The sequence below is a fragment of the Streptomyces sp. PL-25 genome (assembly GCF_058344915.1).
The window spans coordinates 1,780,838-1,795,171 of sequence record NZ_CP136997.1 but is presented as its reverse complement, the minus strand read 5'-3'; the positions used below and the strand labels follow the sequence as shown (position 1 = coordinate 1,795,171).

General features: G+C 72.8%; 13 protein-coding genes. 8 read left to right on the top strand and 5 right to left on the bottom strand.

The window, feature by feature from the left end:
• Positions 1–414: 414 nt before the first annotated feature.
• The 6 genes from R4Z62_RS07985 (at position 415) to R4Z62_RS07960 (ending at position 6,065) form a co-directional block, all read left to right on the top strand.
• Positions 415–1,320, top strand: a complete 906-nt coding sequence (locus R4Z62_RS07985) for a TraR/DksA family transcriptional regulator (RefSeq protein WP_064532528.1) — start codon at positions 415–417, stop codon at positions 1,318–1,320.
• Positions 1,321–1,423: 103 nt separating this feature from the next.
• Positions 1,424–2,086, top strand: a complete 663-nt coding sequence (gene lspA / locus R4Z62_RS07980; RefSeq protein WP_491519419.1) for a signal peptidase II — start codon at positions 1,424–1,426, stop codon at positions 2,084–2,086.
• Positions 2,087–2,197: 111 nt separating this feature from the next.
• The gene (locus R4Z62_RS07975) at positions 2,198–3,142 is read left to right on the top strand and encodes an RluA family pseudouridine synthase (protein ID WP_064532525.1); all 945 of its coding nucleotides are present in this window, start codon (positions 2,198–2,200) and stop codon (positions 3,140–3,142) included.
• Complete coding sequence (locus tag R4Z62_RS07970; protein ID WP_064532523.1) at positions 3,139–3,609, top strand: GNAT family N-acetyltransferase; 471 nt, start codon at positions 3,139–3,141, stop codon at positions 3,607–3,609. Before R4Z62_RS07975 ends, R4Z62_RS07970 begins: the two co-directional genes overlap by 4 nt.
• Positions 3,610–3,702: 93 nt before the next feature.
• The gene (locus R4Z62_RS07965; protein ID WP_491519418.1) at positions 3,703–5,289 is read left to right on the top strand and encodes a Na+/H+ antiporter; all 1,587 of its coding nucleotides are present in this window, start codon (positions 3,703–3,705) and stop codon (positions 5,287–5,289) included.
• 35 nt (positions 5,290–5,324) lie between these two features.
• Positions 5,325–6,065, top strand: coding sequence for an SDR family NAD(P)-dependent oxidoreductase (locus R4Z62_RS07960; protein WP_064532518.1), 741 nt, complete (start codon positions 5,325–5,327; stop codon positions 6,063–6,065).
• Positions 6,066–6,081: 16 nt separating this feature from the next.
• Here the strand turns inward: R4Z62_RS07960 and R4Z62_RS07955 are convergent, their stop codons facing one another.
• Positions 6,082–7,224: a mechanosensitive ion channel family protein gene (locus R4Z62_RS07955; protein WP_064532516.1), complete on the bottom strand. Its 1,143-nt coding sequence runs from the start codon at positions 7,222–7,224 to the stop codon at positions 6,082–6,084.
• 154 nt (positions 7,225–7,378) lie between these two features.
• Between R4Z62_RS07955 and R4Z62_RS07950 the strand changes: the two genes are divergently transcribed.
• Positions 7,379–7,951, top strand: coding sequence for a dienelactone hydrolase family protein (locus R4Z62_RS07950; RefSeq protein ID WP_064537309.1), 573 nt, complete (start codon positions 7,379–7,381; stop codon positions 7,949–7,951).
• 77 nt (positions 7,952–8,028) lie between these two features.
• Positions 8,029–9,252: an IS4 family transposase gene (locus tag R4Z62_RS07945; RefSeq protein WP_491519417.1), complete on the top strand. Its 1,224-nt coding sequence runs from the start codon at positions 8,029–8,031 to the stop codon at positions 9,250–9,252.
• A gap of 173 nt (positions 9,253–9,425) precedes the next feature.
• Here the strand turns inward: R4Z62_RS07945 and R4Z62_RS07940 are convergent, their stop codons facing one another.
• The 4 genes from R4Z62_RS07940 to R4Z62_RS07925 all read right to left on the bottom strand — a co-directional run bounded on the left by R4Z62_RS07940 (position 9,426) and on the right by R4Z62_RS07925 (position 14,285).
• Positions 9,426–11,111, bottom strand: coding sequence for an alkaline phosphatase D family protein (locus R4Z62_RS07940; protein ID WP_491519416.1), 1,686 nt, complete (start codon positions 11,109–11,111; stop codon positions 9,426–9,428).
• A gap of 129 nt (positions 11,112–11,240) precedes the next feature.
• Positions 11,241–12,059, bottom strand: a complete 819-nt coding sequence (locus R4Z62_RS07935; RefSeq protein WP_064532513.1) for a thioredoxin domain-containing protein — start codon at positions 12,057–12,059, stop codon at positions 11,241–11,243.
• 90 nt (positions 12,060–12,149) lie between these two features.
• Positions 12,150–12,866 (bottom strand): hypothetical protein, encoded by a 717-nt coding sequence (locus tag R4Z62_RS07930; protein WP_355479844.1) that lies wholly within the window; start codon positions 12,864–12,866, stop codon positions 12,150–12,152.
• 69 nt (positions 12,867–12,935) lie between these two features.
• On the bottom strand, positions 12,936–14,285 hold the full coding sequence (locus tag R4Z62_RS07925) for a DUF2252 domain-containing protein (RefSeq protein WP_064532509.1): 1,350 nt from the start codon (positions 14,283–14,285) through the stop codon (positions 12,936–12,938).
• Between the last annotated feature and the right edge of the window lie 49 nt (positions 14,286–14,334).

The following is a 14,334-nucleotide window of genomic DNA, read 5'->3' as shown; positions in this document are numbered from 1 at the left end:
GGTGTTCTTCCGGCGGCTCCGGGGTGATCTTCGCGTCGCGCTCGCCCCCGGGCTCACACCGTCCCCGGGTCGCTCTGGGCTGCCTGCGCCGCTACTCGTCCCCATCCACGCTTCTCGCTCCGCCCAGTGTACGGCGCTCCAGGAGCCGCGGCCGACCGGTTTTCGGCTCCCGGCGCCGGGAGCGGGGCGGGGCGCGGGTGACCCGAACGGCGGTGGCGCCGGCCGCTGGGATCGTCCGACGTGCGTCTTGTCGGATTACCGGGCGGGGAGCTGGGCACAACGCTTGCATGCCGGGCGCGGTACGCGCGAGGCGGGCGAATCGGGCGGCGTGCCCCGTTGCCGCGGGGCTTGAGTCGATTTATCGTCCCAGCACGATTCGCGAGCAAGATCACAATATGTGAAGGGGCCGCGTCCATGGTGGCGAAAAAGACCGCCGAGCAGTCGGCGTCCGACGGGTCCCGGCACACCGGCGCGGACGGCCGGACGACCGGATCCGCGCGGTCCACCGGCGCGAAGGGCGCCGCCCGCGAGACGGCCACGGGCCGCGCGAAGGGCCGTACGAAGGCCCCGGCGGAGGGCGGCACGGCCGGGGATCCGGAGCGGACCGAGGCCGCCGCACCCCGGCGCACTCCGGAGCGGAAGGCCGCCGCCCACAAGACCCCCGCGCGCAAGGCCGCCCCGGCGAAGGAGCCCGCGCCGGGCGACTCCCCGCCGAAGAGCGCCGCGCAGGGTGGGAGCGGTGCCGCTGTGGGCAGGAAGAGCTCGGGCAAGAAGGCGGGCGCGGCCGAGGCCGCGAAGCAGACGGGAGCCACGACGGTGGTTGCGAAGAAGACCCCTGGTAGGGCCAGTAGGGCCGGTACGGCCAGTACGGCCACGGCGGCCAAGACCGCGGTCCCCAAGGCGCGCGTCGCCGCGGCGGTGGAGCCGGGCGACCTCGCGGTTCGCCCGGGTGAGGACCCGTGGACCGAGGAGGAGGTCGCCGAGGCCCGCGCGGAGCTGGAGTCCGAGATGGAGCGGCTGAGCACCGAGATCAGCTCGTCCGAGGCGTCCCTCGCGGGTCTGATGCGGGACTCCGGGGACGGCGCGGGCGACGACCAGGCGGACACCGGCACCAAGAACATCACGCGCGAGCACGAACTGGCGCTGGCCGCCAACGCGCGCGAGACGCTCACCCAGACCGAGCGCGCCCTCGACCGGCTGGACGCGGGCACCTACGGCGTGTGCGAGAACTGCGGCAACCCCATCGGGAAGGCCCGCATGCAGGCCTTCCCGCGGGCCACCCTGTGCGTGGAGTGCAAGCAGAAGCAGGAACGCCGGTAGCGACCGGCGGTGAACGGGCGCCGGCGCCCCTCCTGAGCGCGTCGGCCCCGCGGGACGTGCCGTAGTCTCGTCCTCAGTCAGGTACCTAGGTCGAGGGACTCACGTGGCAGAGGCGGAGCGCATCATCGGTACGCCGGACGACACCCCGGACGCGGAGCGTCCCGGGGAGCAGCGGCAGCCCGACGTCGCGGCGGAGACGGCCGCACCAGCAGGGACGACGCCGGACGCCGGTGGCGGCGCGCCGAAGGAGTCCGGCGCCGCCGCGGACGGGCCGCCGCGGGGCAGGCGCCGCGTCGGCGTGCTGTTCGCGGTGGCCGCCGTGGCGTACGCCCTCGACCTCGTCAGCAAGATCCTCGTGGTGGCCAAGCTGGAGCACCACGCCCCGGTGCAGATCATCGGGGACTGGCTCCAGTTCCAGATGATCCGCAACTCCGGCGCCGCCTTCAGCTTCGGCGAGGCGTACACGGTGATCTTCACGGTCATCGCCGCCGCCGTGATCGTGGTGATCGTCCGGCTGGCCCGCAAGCTGTACAGCCTGCCCTGGGCGTTCGCGCTCGGCCTGCTGTTCGGCGGCGCGCTGGGCAACCTCACCGACCGGATCTTCCGCTCGCCGGGGGTCTTCAAGGGCGCGGTCGTCGACTTCATCTCGCCCAAGCACTTCGCCGTCTTCAACCTCGCCGACTCGGCGATCGTCTGCGGCGGCATCCTGATCGTGCTGCTCTCCTTCGGCGGCCGGGACCCGGACGGCACCGTCCACAAGGACTGACGGCACCGTCCACCACGACCGGGGCCCGCACCGGCGCCCGCCGGGGGAAGGCCGCACCCGGCGGACGCCCGCGCGTACGGGAGTGTCCGGCCCGTCCGGCATACTCGACGGGTGAGCACCCTTCCCGAGATCCGTACCCTGCCCGTGCCCGACGGCCTGGAGGGCGAGCGTGTCGACGCCGCCATCTCCCGCATGTTCGGCTTCTCCCGTACGAAGGCGGCCGAGCTGGCCGCGGCGGGCAAGGTGCTGGTCGACGGCACGGCGGTCGGCAAGTCCGAGCGGGTGAGCGGCGGCGCCTGGCTGGAGGTCGAGATGCCGCAGGCCCCCGCGCCCGTGCAGCTCGTCGCCGAGCCCGTGGAGGGCATGGAGATCGTCCACGACGACGACGACGTCGTCGTGATCGTCAAGCCGGTCGGCGTCGCGGCGCATCCCAGCCCCGGCTGGAGCGGACCCACGGTCATCGGCGGGCTCGCCGCCGCCGGGTACCGCATCTCGACCTCGGGCGCCGCCGAGCGCCAGGGCATCGTGCACCGCCTGGACGTCGGCACCTCCGGCCTGATGGTGGTCGCCAAGTCCGAGTACGCGTACACGTCGCTCAAGCGCCAGTTCAAGGAGCGCACGGTCGACAAGCGCTACCACACCCTGGTCCAGGGCCACCCGGACCCGACCAGCGGCACCATCGACGCCCCCATCGGACGCCACCCGAACCACGACTACAAGTGGGCGGTCACCGCCGAGGGCAAGCCGTCCGTCACGCACTATGACCTCATCGAGGCCTTCCGCGCCGCCTCCCTGCTCGACGTGAAGCTGGAGACCGGCCGCACCCACCAGATCCGCGTCCACATGGCCGCCCACCGCCACCCCTGCGTCGGCGACCTCACCTACGGCGCCGACCCCACCCTGGCCAAGCGGCTGAAGCTGACCCGGCAGTGGCTGCACGCGGTGCGGCTCGGCTTCGAGCACCCCGGCGACGGCCGCTGGGCGGAGTTCGCCAGCGACTACCCGGCCGACCTCCAGCAGGCCCTGGACCAGGTCCGCGAGGAGACCTACGCGTGACCCGGGCCGCGTACCGGACGCGGGTGGCCGCCGGCGCCGCCGACCGCGAGGCGTGCTTCGCGGTGCGCAAGGAGGTCTTCGTCACCGAGCAGGGCGTCCCCGAGGACCTGGAGTACGACGAGCTGGACGCCGTGGCGGTGCATGTGCTCGCCGTCCGCGACGACGGCACCCCGCTCGGCACCGGACGGCTGCTGCACGGCGCGGCGGCGGCCGGCCGCACCGGCGGCGACCCGGCCGTCGGCTCGCTGGGCCGCCTCGCCGTCACCGCCGCCGCCCGGGGCCTCGGCGTCGGCGCGGCCCTGGTGCGCGCCCTGGAGGACGCGGCCCGCGCGCACGGCCTGACCGCGATGGACCTGCACGCGCAGACCCACGCCCTCGGTTTCTACGAGCGGCTGGGCTACACGGCCCACGGCCCCGAGTTCCCGGACGCCGGCATTCCGCACCGGGCCATGCGGCGCGCCCTGTAGCCGCGGCCACGCGGTTCCCAGCAGGCCGACGCGGCGGACGGCATGGCACGCTGGAGGCTGCCGTGTGACCGTCCGACCCCCGGAGCGCCGAGCGTGGATCAGTTGGCCCTGTTGTTCGTCGTCCTGCTCGGGGCCGTGATCAGCGTCCCCATAGGGGACCGGCTCGGGCTGCCCGCCCCGGTGCTGATGACGCTCCTCGGGATCGTCCTGGCGGTCCTGAACTTCGTGCCGAACGTCGACATCCCGCCCGAGCTGATCCTGCCCGCGCTGCTGCCGCCGCTGCTCTACGCCGCCGTACGGCGCACCTCCTGGCGGCAGTTCGCGGCGAACAGACGGCCGATCTTCCTGCTGGCCGTGGCCCTGGTGTTCGTCACCACCCTGTGCGTCGCGGTCGTCGCCCACACCATCGTGCCGGGGCTGCCGCTGGCCGCCGCCGTGGCGCTCGGCGCGCTGGTCGCGCCGCCCGACCCGGTCGCGGCGACCGCGGTGGCCGGACAGCTCGGGCTGCCCCGCCGCCTGGTGTCCATCCTGGAGGGCGAGGGCCTGTTCAACGACGTCACCGCCATCGTGCTCTACCACGTCGCGATCGCCGCCGCCGTCAGCGGCGAGTTCTCCGCCTGGCAGGCCGGACTCGACCTGGTGCTGTCCGCGGTGGTCGCCGTGGTCATCGGCGTCGCCCTCGGCTGGGGCGCCAACAAGCTGCTGGACCTGCTGGGGGACGCCACCCTCCAGATCGGCCTGACGCTCCTGGTGCCGTACGCCTCCTATGTGCTGGCCGAGGAACTGCACGGCTCCGGCGTCCTCGCCGTGCTCACCACCGCGCTGTTCCTGGCCGAGTACGCCTACGGGGCCGACGACGTGATGAGCCGGCTGGCCGGGCACACCGTCTGGGACGTCGTCGACACCCTCGTCACCGGAGTCGCCTTCGGACTGATCGGCCTGGAGCTGCACAACGCGATCCGCACCGCGTCCGGCCGCTGGCTGGAACTGCTCGGCTGGGCCGGGGTGGTCGTGGGCGTCGTGATCCTCGTCCGGCTGCTGTGGCTGCTGCCCGCGACCTGGCTCACCCAACGTCTGCACGCCCGGCGGGACTACGACGAGGACATCCCGACGAGCTGGCGGGAGACCGTCGTCATGTGGTGGTCCGGGATGCGCGGGGTGGCCTCGGTGGCGCTGGCGCTGGCCATCCCGCTGAAGACGGACAGCGGCGCGCCCTTCCCCGACCGCGACGAGATCGTGTTCATCGCCTTCGGCGTGATCATGGTGACGCTGGTGCTCCAGGGGCTCACCCTGCCGTGGCTGGTCAAGCGGCTCGGGGTGCGCGCCGACACCGAGCGCGAGAAGGAGTTCGAGAAGGAGCTGGCGGTGCGGGCGGCGCGCGCGGCCAAGCGGCGGCTGAAGGAGATCGAGTCGGTCGAGGACCTGCCCGACGAGGTCTCGGAGCAGATGCTGCGGCGCGCCTTCGAGATCGGCCTGCGGATCAACCCGCAGATCGGCGACGAGGAGCGCCGGGAGGCACAGGAGCACCGGGTGCGCCGGATCAAGCGGCTGCGCAGGATCCAGGCCGAGATGCTGAGCGCCGCCCGGCACGAGGTGCTCGCCGCCCGCAGCGAGCCGGGCGCCGACCCGGAGATCGTGGACCGGGTGCTGCGCCACCTCGACGTGCGCAGCCTGCGCTGACCCGTCGGCGGCCGGGCCGAACTAGTCTCGGTGGCATGACACGCAACGTAGTGATCAGCGGTGGCGGTACGGGCATCGGGCTGGCCGCGGCGCGGGCGTTCGCCGCGGACGGGGACCGCGTCCTGCTGCTCGGACGGCGCGAGGAGGTGCTGCGCGAGGCACGGGTGCCGGGGGCGCTCGTCCGCGCGGCCGACCTCACGGACGTGGACGACGTACGGCAGGTCGCCCGCTTCGTCGCCGAGGAGATGGGCGCCGTGGACGTGCTCGTGCACAGCGCGGGCGGCTCCGGGCTGCTGGAGGAGCGGCCGGAGCGGGACGACCCGCTGGAGCGGACCGCCGACGACTGGACCCTCAACTTCCGGCTCAACACGCTGACCGCCGTGCTGCTCACCGAGGCCCTCAGACACCGGCTCGCCGAGCCCGGCGGGCGGGTGCTGTTCCTCAGCTCCATCGCCGCCTACCGGGGCTCGGGCAGCGGTGCCTACGGCGCGGCCAAGGCGGCCCTGCACCCCTACGCCCACGATCTGGCCCGCCAGTTGGGCCCGCACGGCATCACGGTGAACGTGGTCGCCCCCGGCTACATCGAGGACACCGGCTTCTTCGGCGACGCGATGGACGACGAGCGCCGCGCCCGGCTCGTCGCCGAGACCTCGACCGGCCGTGCCGGCACCCCCGGCGATGTCGCCGCCACCCTGCACTGGCTGGCCTCCCCGGCCGCCGCGCACGTCACCTCGCAGGTCGTCCAGGTCAACGGCGGCGCCGAGCGCGGCCACTGAACGGCCGGCGGCCCCGTCAGCCGCGTCCGGCGCGGGACGCGTCCAGGCCGGTGCGCGTCCCGTCCGGACCGGCGACGGGCACCGGCCGGTCCCCGTGCCCGTCCCCGGCGGCGCGGTCCCGCGGCGGCACCGCCTCGCCCGTGTTGACGCGGGGCAGCGCGTACGGGTGCTCCTCGCACAGCCACCGGAGCATCTGCTCGCGCACCGCGACCCGCACCGTCCAGATGTCGTCGGCGTCCTTCGCCGTCACCAGCGCCCGCACCTGGACGGTGGTGGGCGTGGTGTCCGTGATCTGCACGTTGCAGGCGCGGCCGTCCCAGGCCGGGCAGGTGCGCAGGATGTCGCGCAGCTTGTCGCGCATCGCCTCCAGCGGCGCGGAGTGGTCGAGGTGCCAGAAGACGGTGCCGGTCATCTGCGGGGTGCCGCGCGACCAGTTCTCGAACGGGTTGGACGTGAAGTAGGAGACCGGCATGGTGATCCGGCGCTCGTCCCAGGTCCGTACGGTCAGGAAGGTCAGCGTGATCTCGTCGACGGTGCCCCACTCGCCGTTGACGACGACGGTGTCGCCGATGCGCACCATGTCGCCGAAGGCGATCTGGAGCCCGGCGAACATGTTGCTCAGCGTGGACTGCGCGGCGACGCCGGCGACGATGCCGAGGATCCCGGCCGAGGCCAGCAGCGAGGCACCGGCCGCCCGCATCGCCGGGAAGGTCAGCAGCATCGAGGCGGCGGCCACCACGATGACGACCGCGGTGACCACCCGCATGATCAGCTCGACCTGGGTGCGCACCCGGCGCACCCGGGCCGGGTCCCGCTGCGCGCGGGAGCTGGCGTAGCGGGAGTACGAGGTCTCGACGACGGCCGCCGCGATCCGGACGGCCAGCCAGGCGGCGGATCCGATCAGCACCAGGGTCAGCGTGCGGCCGACGCCACCGCGGTGCTCCTGGAGGAGTTCGGCGCGGTCGTAGGAGCCTCTGAGCAGGGCGGAGCACAGGACGAGCTGGTAGGGCACGCGGGCCCGGCGCAGCAGTCCCCACAGCGGTGTCTCGTGGTGCCGTTCGTCGGCCTTGCGCAGCAGCAGGTCGGTGGTCCAGCCGATGAGCAGGGTGAGGACGACCGAGCCGCCGATCACGGTCAGCGGGCGGAGTGCGTCTTCCATGCCTGCGAACGTAACCGGCGGCGGCCGGGGACGAACATGTGTCTTCCGGCGGTTCGTGGGTAGGGCCGGGCCCGTGTGGCGAGGCCCACGCAGGACGTTCACATCCGGGCGGGTGCGCTCGGGCGTCGTCGTACCCGGCTGGCACCATGGCCTCATGAACATCATGCTCTTCCACTCGACCTACGGCCTCACCCCCGCGGTGCGGCAGGCCGCCGACCGGCTGCGCGCCGCCGGGCACGAGGTGTGGACGCCCGATCTCTTCGCGGGCCGTACGTTCGACTCCGTCGAGGAGGGCATGGCCTTCAAGGACGAGACAGGCAAGGACGAACTGCTCAGACGGGCGGTGCTGGCCGCCGCCCCCTACTCGGAACGCGGCCTGGTCTACGCCGGGTTCTCCTTCGGCGCCTCCGTCGCGCAGACCCTCGCCCTCGGCGACGACAAGGCCCGCGGCCTGCTGCTCCTGCACGGCACGTCCGACATCGCGCCGGGCGCCCAGGCCGACGAGCTGCCCGTCCAGCTGCACGTGGCCGAGCCGGACCCGTTCGAGACGGACGACTGGCTGAGCGCCTGGTACCTCCAGATGGGCCGCACCGGCGCCGACGTCGAGATCTACCGGTACGCCGGGGCCGGCCACCTCTACACCGACCCGGACCTGCCGGACTACGACGCGGAGGCCGCCGAGGCCACCTGGCGGGTGGCGCTCGGCTTCCTCGACAGCATCGGCTGAGCCCGCGCCGAAGAGGCCCGGACAGGTCCTAGACGCAATGCCGGTGACTTAGACGGCTGTGCCTCGTTGTCTTTCGTGTGGCGAGGGTGGGGCAGGTCAGGGTGCCTGCGGATGAGCGGTTGTCGGACCGGATCGCGATCGGGGTGCTGACGCAGGCGTTTCCGTCTCGTCTGGTCGATGAGGTGATCGCCGAGAGCGGCCGGACCGAGCAGCGCAGCCGTCTGCTGCCGGCGCGGGTGGTGGTCTACTTCGTTCTCGCGATGTGCCTGTTCTTCGGGCAGGGATACGAGGAGGTCGCCCGGCTGCTGGGCGAGGGGCTGGGTGATGGGCGGCGGTCGTGGCGGGTGCCGACGACCGCCGCGATCGGCCGGGCACGCCGGCGTCTTGGTGTGGAGCCGTTGAGGGCGTTGTTCGCCCGGGTCTGCCGACCGGTGGCCGTGCCCGGGACGGCGGGTGCCTGGTACCGGCACCGGCGTCTGGTCGCGGTGGACGGCACGTCCCTGGACGTGGCGGACACGGCGGCCAACGCCGAGTTCTTCGGCCGCCATGCCTCGACGCGCGGAGCAGCCGCGTTCCCGCAGGCACGGCTGGTCGCGCTGGCGGAATGCGGCACCCACACGGTGTTCGGGGCCGTCATCGGTCCGCAGTCGGCGAGCGAGCAGAGACTCTCCCGGCAGCTGTTTTCCCGGCTCCGGGAAGGGATGCTCCTGCTCGCCGACCGGGGCTTTTACGGATTCGAGTTGTGGCAGGCCGCCCGGGACAGCGGCGCGGACCTGCTGTGGCGGGTGCGCAAGAGCGCGGTCCTGCCCGTCACCCAGGTCCTCGGCGACGGCTCCTGCCTCAGCACGGTCCATGCCGAAAAGGACCGCAGGAGCCGCCGCAACCCGGTGGTGGTCCGGGTGATCGAGTACACCCTCGCCCGCACCGGCGACGCCACCGTCTACCGCCTGATCACCAGCCTGCTCGATCCAGAGGAAGCACCCGCGCGGGAGCTGGCCGCGCTCTACGCCCAGCGGTGGGAAATCGAGACCACGCTGGACGAGATCAAGACTCACCAACGCGGCCCGAAGCTCGTCCTGCGCTCGAAATACCCGTGGGGTGTGGAGCAGGAGATCTACGGCTTCCTCCTGGTGCACCACGCCGTCCGGCAGCTGATGCACCAGAGCGCCCTGCGCGAGGGTCTGGACCCTGACCGCCTGTCCTTCACCCGGTCCCTGCGGATCGTGCGCCGCCAGGTCCCGGCCCAGGCGGCGTTTTCCCCCCGGCCGACTCGCCCGGGCACTGGCCCGCACCCTCGCTGAGATCGCCGAACGCCTCCTGCCCCCACGCCGCCACCGCACCTGCCCCCGAGTGATCAAACGCAAGATGTCCAACTGGCCGCTCAAACGGGCCGAGCATTCCAACTGGACACCCCCCGCGCCGGACACCGTCACCATCACACGGCAGGACAGAACTTAAGTCACCGGCATTGGTCCTAGACGGGGTCGTACGCCCGCTCGACCTTCTGCGTGCCGCTGCGGGTGCGGTACGAACGGGCCCAGGACGACGTGGCGTCCGCCCGGGTGCGGTCGGAGACGACGTAGTAGTCCATCTGCGCGCGCTCGGCGGTGATGTCCAGGACGCCGTAGCCGTGGCGGTCGGTGTCGACCCAGTGGACGTGCCGGTTGGCGGCCCGGATCACCGGCGCGGCCAGTGCCGAGACGGTGCCCTCGGGGACCTTGACCATGTCGTCGAGGTTGTCGGAGGTCAGCGAGGTGACCACGAACTCGGTCGCGGCCGACGCGGACAGCGGATAGGTCCCGGCGTCCACCGGCACGTCGTTGGCCCACGCCATGTGGATGTCCCCGGTCAGGAAGACGGTGTTGCGGATGGCGTTGCCCCGCAGATGGCCGAGGAGTTCGCGGCGGTCGTCGGTGTAGCCGTCCCACTGGTCGGTGTTGATCGCCAGGCCCTCCCGGGGCAGCCCCAGCAGCTCGGCGAGCGGCTTCAGCAGGTCCGCCGAGAGCGCGCCGACGACGAACGGGGAGATCATCACCGAGTTGCCGACCAGCCGCCAGGTGGTGTCCGAGGCCGCCAGGCCCGCCTTGAGCCAGTCCAGTTGGGCACGGCCGGTGAGGGTGCGGTCCGGGTCGTCGACCGATCCCGAGCCGGTGGACGCCTGCTGCGAGCGGAAGGAGCGCAGGTCGAGCAGGGACAGATCGGCGAGCTTGCCGAAGCGCAGCCGCCGGTAGGTGGTGCCCGCGATCGCCGGGCGCACCGGCATCCACTCGAAGTAGGCGCGCTTGGCGGCGGCCTGGCGGTCGCTCCAGGCCCCCTCGGCGCCCTCGGTGTGGTTGACCGCGCCGCCCGACCAGGCGTTGTCGGCGAACTCGTGGTCGTCCCATATTGCGATGACCGGCGCCCGGTGGTGCAGTGCCTGGAGGTCGGGGTCGGTCTTGTAGCGGGCGTGCCGGATCCGGTAGTCGGCGAGCGTGAGGATCTCGTGCGCCGGTTCGTGCGGGCGCACGACGGTGCCCCGGGCCGCGTACTCGCCCGACCTGTACTCGTAGATGTAGTCGCCCAGGTGCAGCCAGGCGTCCAGGTCGCCGCGGTCGGCGAGGTGGCGGTAGGCGGCGAAGCGGCCGGCCTCCCAGTTGGCGCAGGAGACCACGCCGAAGCGCAGGCCGGACACGGCGGCGTCGTGGGCGGGCGCGGTCCGGGTGCGGGCCACGGGCGAGTCGGTGCCGCCGGCCGAGAAGCGGAACCAGTAGTCGGTGGCGGGCCGCAGGCCGCGGATGTCGGCCTTGACGGTGTGGTCCGAGGCCGCGCTCGCGACGGTGGAGCCGCGGGCGACGACGGTGGTGAACGCCCGGTCGGTGGCGACCGCCCAGCTCACCTCGGTGTCGGGACCGGCACCGGAACCCGGCAGGGCCTCCGGGACCGGGGTCACCCGGGTCCACAGCAGGACGCCGTCGGGCAGCGGGTCGCCGGAGGCCACCCCGTGCAGGAAGGCGGGCGCCCCGGTCGCGGCGCGCGCGGGCAGCGCGGCGGCGAGCGGCGCGGCCAGGACGGCACCGGCCGCGGCGGCCTTGACGACGGTACGGCGGCGCGGGCCCGGCGCGGGGCCGTCGGCGCGAAGAGGGGTCTGGGCAGGGTCGGACGCTCTGTGTCGGCTGGTCACGGCCGATCACATTACTGACCGGTACGCGCAAAGAGCGGGCGAACGGGGAAAGTTCGCCCGCTCTTCAGCGGGGATTGGCGCAGGGCCGTGCGAACCGGGACGGATCCGGCGCGCAGCGGCCCGGCCGGGTCAGCCCTTCAGCGCGGCGCCGACCACCGAGTCGAAGTCCTCCACCGTCATCGGCGCGTTGTCCGAGCCGGGGGTGGTGAGCTTCTTGCCGTTCATGACCAGGCTCGGGGTGCCCTTCACGCCGTCCTTGTTGTCGTCGAAGGACTTCGACATGGCCATGGCCCAGGCGTCGTAGGTGCCGTTCTTCACGGCGGTCTGGAACTTGGCGTTGCCCTTGAGCGCCGGGACGGTGTCCGCTATTTGGATGAGGTAGCTGTCGCTCTTGAGCTTGTCGTCGTTCTCGTCCGGGTGCCACTTGGGGGAGTAGAGCGCCGTCTTGTACTCCAGGAACGCCTCGGGGCTGACGTTGAGCGCGGCACCGAGGGCGCTCAGCGCGTTCTTGGAGCCCTCGCCCTGGTCGTGGTCGTCCAGGAAGGTGCCGGAGATGAACTGCATCTTGAACTTGCCGTCGTCGATGTTCTTCTTCAGGGTCGCGCCGACGGTCTGCTCGAACTGGGCGCAGACCGGGCAGCGCGGGTCCTCGTAGACCTTGAGGGTCTTGGCGGCCGAGCTCTTGCCGAAGACGACCGTCGTGCCGTCCTTGCCCGAGGTGTTGGCGGGCGCGACGACCTTCTCGTCCTGCACGGCCTCCCAGTGGCCGGGCTTGTTGGCCTGGACGACGGCATAGCCGATGCCGCCCGCCGCCGCCAGCACCGCGACGACCGAGACGCCGACGATGACCTGCCGCCTGACCTTGGCCCGCTTCGCCTCGCGCTCACGCTCGACGCGCAGCCGCTCCCGGGCCGCCGTCTTCGCCGACTGGCTGTTCCGCTTGCTCATGGTGGTGTTCTCCCTGTGGGCCGCGCAGCCTGGTGCGCGGACGTACGTGTGACGTGGTGGGGACCGGTCGGCCCGGACCGGTGCCGCCCCTCAGCCGAGGGCGAGGGCGGGCCGGTGGGCGCGGACGGCCGGGCGCGGCGGACCGCGTCGTCCCAGGGAGTGCACGAGGAGGCGGGCGCGCAGGGCGGTGCGGTGCGGCGCGGGGCGCGTCGGGCGCCGGACGGTGCCGCGCCGGCGGACCGTGACCGCCGCGACCGCGAGCAGCAGCGGCCGGAAGGTGGTCGCGGCCACCGCCCGCACCAGCTGGGCCAGCGCCCGCTCGCCGCGGCGCAGCCAGCCCGCCGCGAGCAGGCCCACGGCGACGTGCGCGGCCAGCAGCAGCCAGGCGGTCGCCGGGTCGGCGTGCGCGAGCAGCAGCGCGAGCCGGTCGGTGTCGGCGCCGGTCATCCGGGCCAGCGGCGTGCCGACATGGGTGCTGCTGCCGCACAGCACGTCCCAGCCGACCGAGCGCAGCGGACCGGCGAGCGGGCCGCCCGCGCTGCCGTAGCAGACCTGCTGGCCGGTGGTGAAGACGGTGTCGGCGGCCAGTTCCAGCGGGATCAGCAGGGCGGCGATCCGGCCGAAGCCGCGTTCGCGGCCCGCCAGGGCGTAGGCGAGGACGAACACGGCGCCCGCGACGGCGGCCACCGTGTTCAGCGGCAGCGGGACCTGGGACAGCAGGATGTGCGACGCGGTGCTGAGCGTCACGACCACAGCCGTGAACAGCGCCGCGCGCACGGCTCTGAGTCGGGTCCCGGATATGTCCATAGCAGAAGGAGAGTGTGGCACGTCCGCCGGTAAGGCGCCCCTAAAGGGTCCCTGTGAACGTCCCTGTCGTCACAGACCCGGAATACGGCCGTTGCGGAACAGGTCGACGAAGATCCGGTGGTCCTCGCGCGCGCGGGCCGCGTAGGTGTGCGCGAAGTCCACCAGCATCGGGGCGAAGCCCTCCTCGTCGGCCGCGATGGCGGCGTCGATGGCCCGCTCGGTGGAGAACGGCACCAGGGACTCGCCGGACTGGTCGTCGGCCGCCGCGTGCATGGCGGCCGTGGCCCGGCCGAGGTCGGCGACGACCTGTGCGATCTCCTCCGGGTCGTCGATGTCGCCCCAGTCCAGGTCGACGGCGTACGGCGAGACCTCGGCGACGAGCTGCCCCGCGCCGTCCAGCTCGGTCCAGCCCAGCCACGGGTCGGCGTGCGCCTGGAGGGCGCGCTGGGAGATCACCGTGCGGTGGCCCTCGTGCTCGAAGTAGTCGCGGATCGCCCGGTCGGTCACGTGCCGCGAGACGGCCGGGGTCTGGGCCTGCTTGATGTAGATCACGACGTCGTTCTCCAGGGCGTCGCTGTTGCCCTCCAGCAGGATGTTGTACGAGGGCAGCCCGGCCGAGCCGATGCCGATGCCCCGGCGCCCCACGACGTCCTTGACGCGGTAGGAGTCCGGGCGGGTCAGGGACGACTCCGGGAGGGTCTCCAGATAGCCGTCGAAGGCGGCGAGCACCTTGTAGCGGGTGGCCGCGTCCAGCTCGACGGAGCCGCCGCCGGGCGCGAAGCGGCGCTCGAAGTCGCGGATCTCGGTCATCGACTCCAGCAGGCCGAACCGGGTCAGCGAGCGGGCGTCGCGCAGCGCGTCCAGGAGCGGGCCCTCGGCGGTGTCCAGGGTGAAGGGCGGCACCTCGTCGCTCTTGGCGCCGGTGGCCAGGGCGTGCACCCGCTCGCGGTAGGCGCGCGCGTAGACGCTCACCAGTTCGGTGATCTGCCGGTCGCCGAGCGCCTTCGCGTACCCCACCAGGGCGACGGAGGCGGCGAAACGCTTGACGTCCCAGGTGAACGGGCCGACGTACGCCTCGTCGAAGTCGTTGACGTTGAAGATCAGCCGACCGTTCGAATCCATGTACGTACCGAAGTTCTCCGCGTGCAGATCGCCGTGGATCCACACGCGCGAGGTGCGCTCGTCCAGATACGGTCCGGCGGCGGCCCGCGCGCCGTCCCCGCCGGGGCCCTGGGCGGCCAGGTCGTGGTAGAAGAGGCACGCCGTGCCCCGGTAGAACGCGAAGGCCGAGGCCGCCATCTTGCGGAACTTCACGCGGAAAGCGGCCGGGTCGGCAGCCAGCAGCTCGCCGAAGGCGGTGTCGAAGACGGCGAGGATCTCCTCGCCGCGCTGCTCGTCGCTGAGCTGGGGGACCGACATCGCGGGTGCCTCCTGGGGGTGGTGCGTGACATGGGCGGACGGTGGGAGA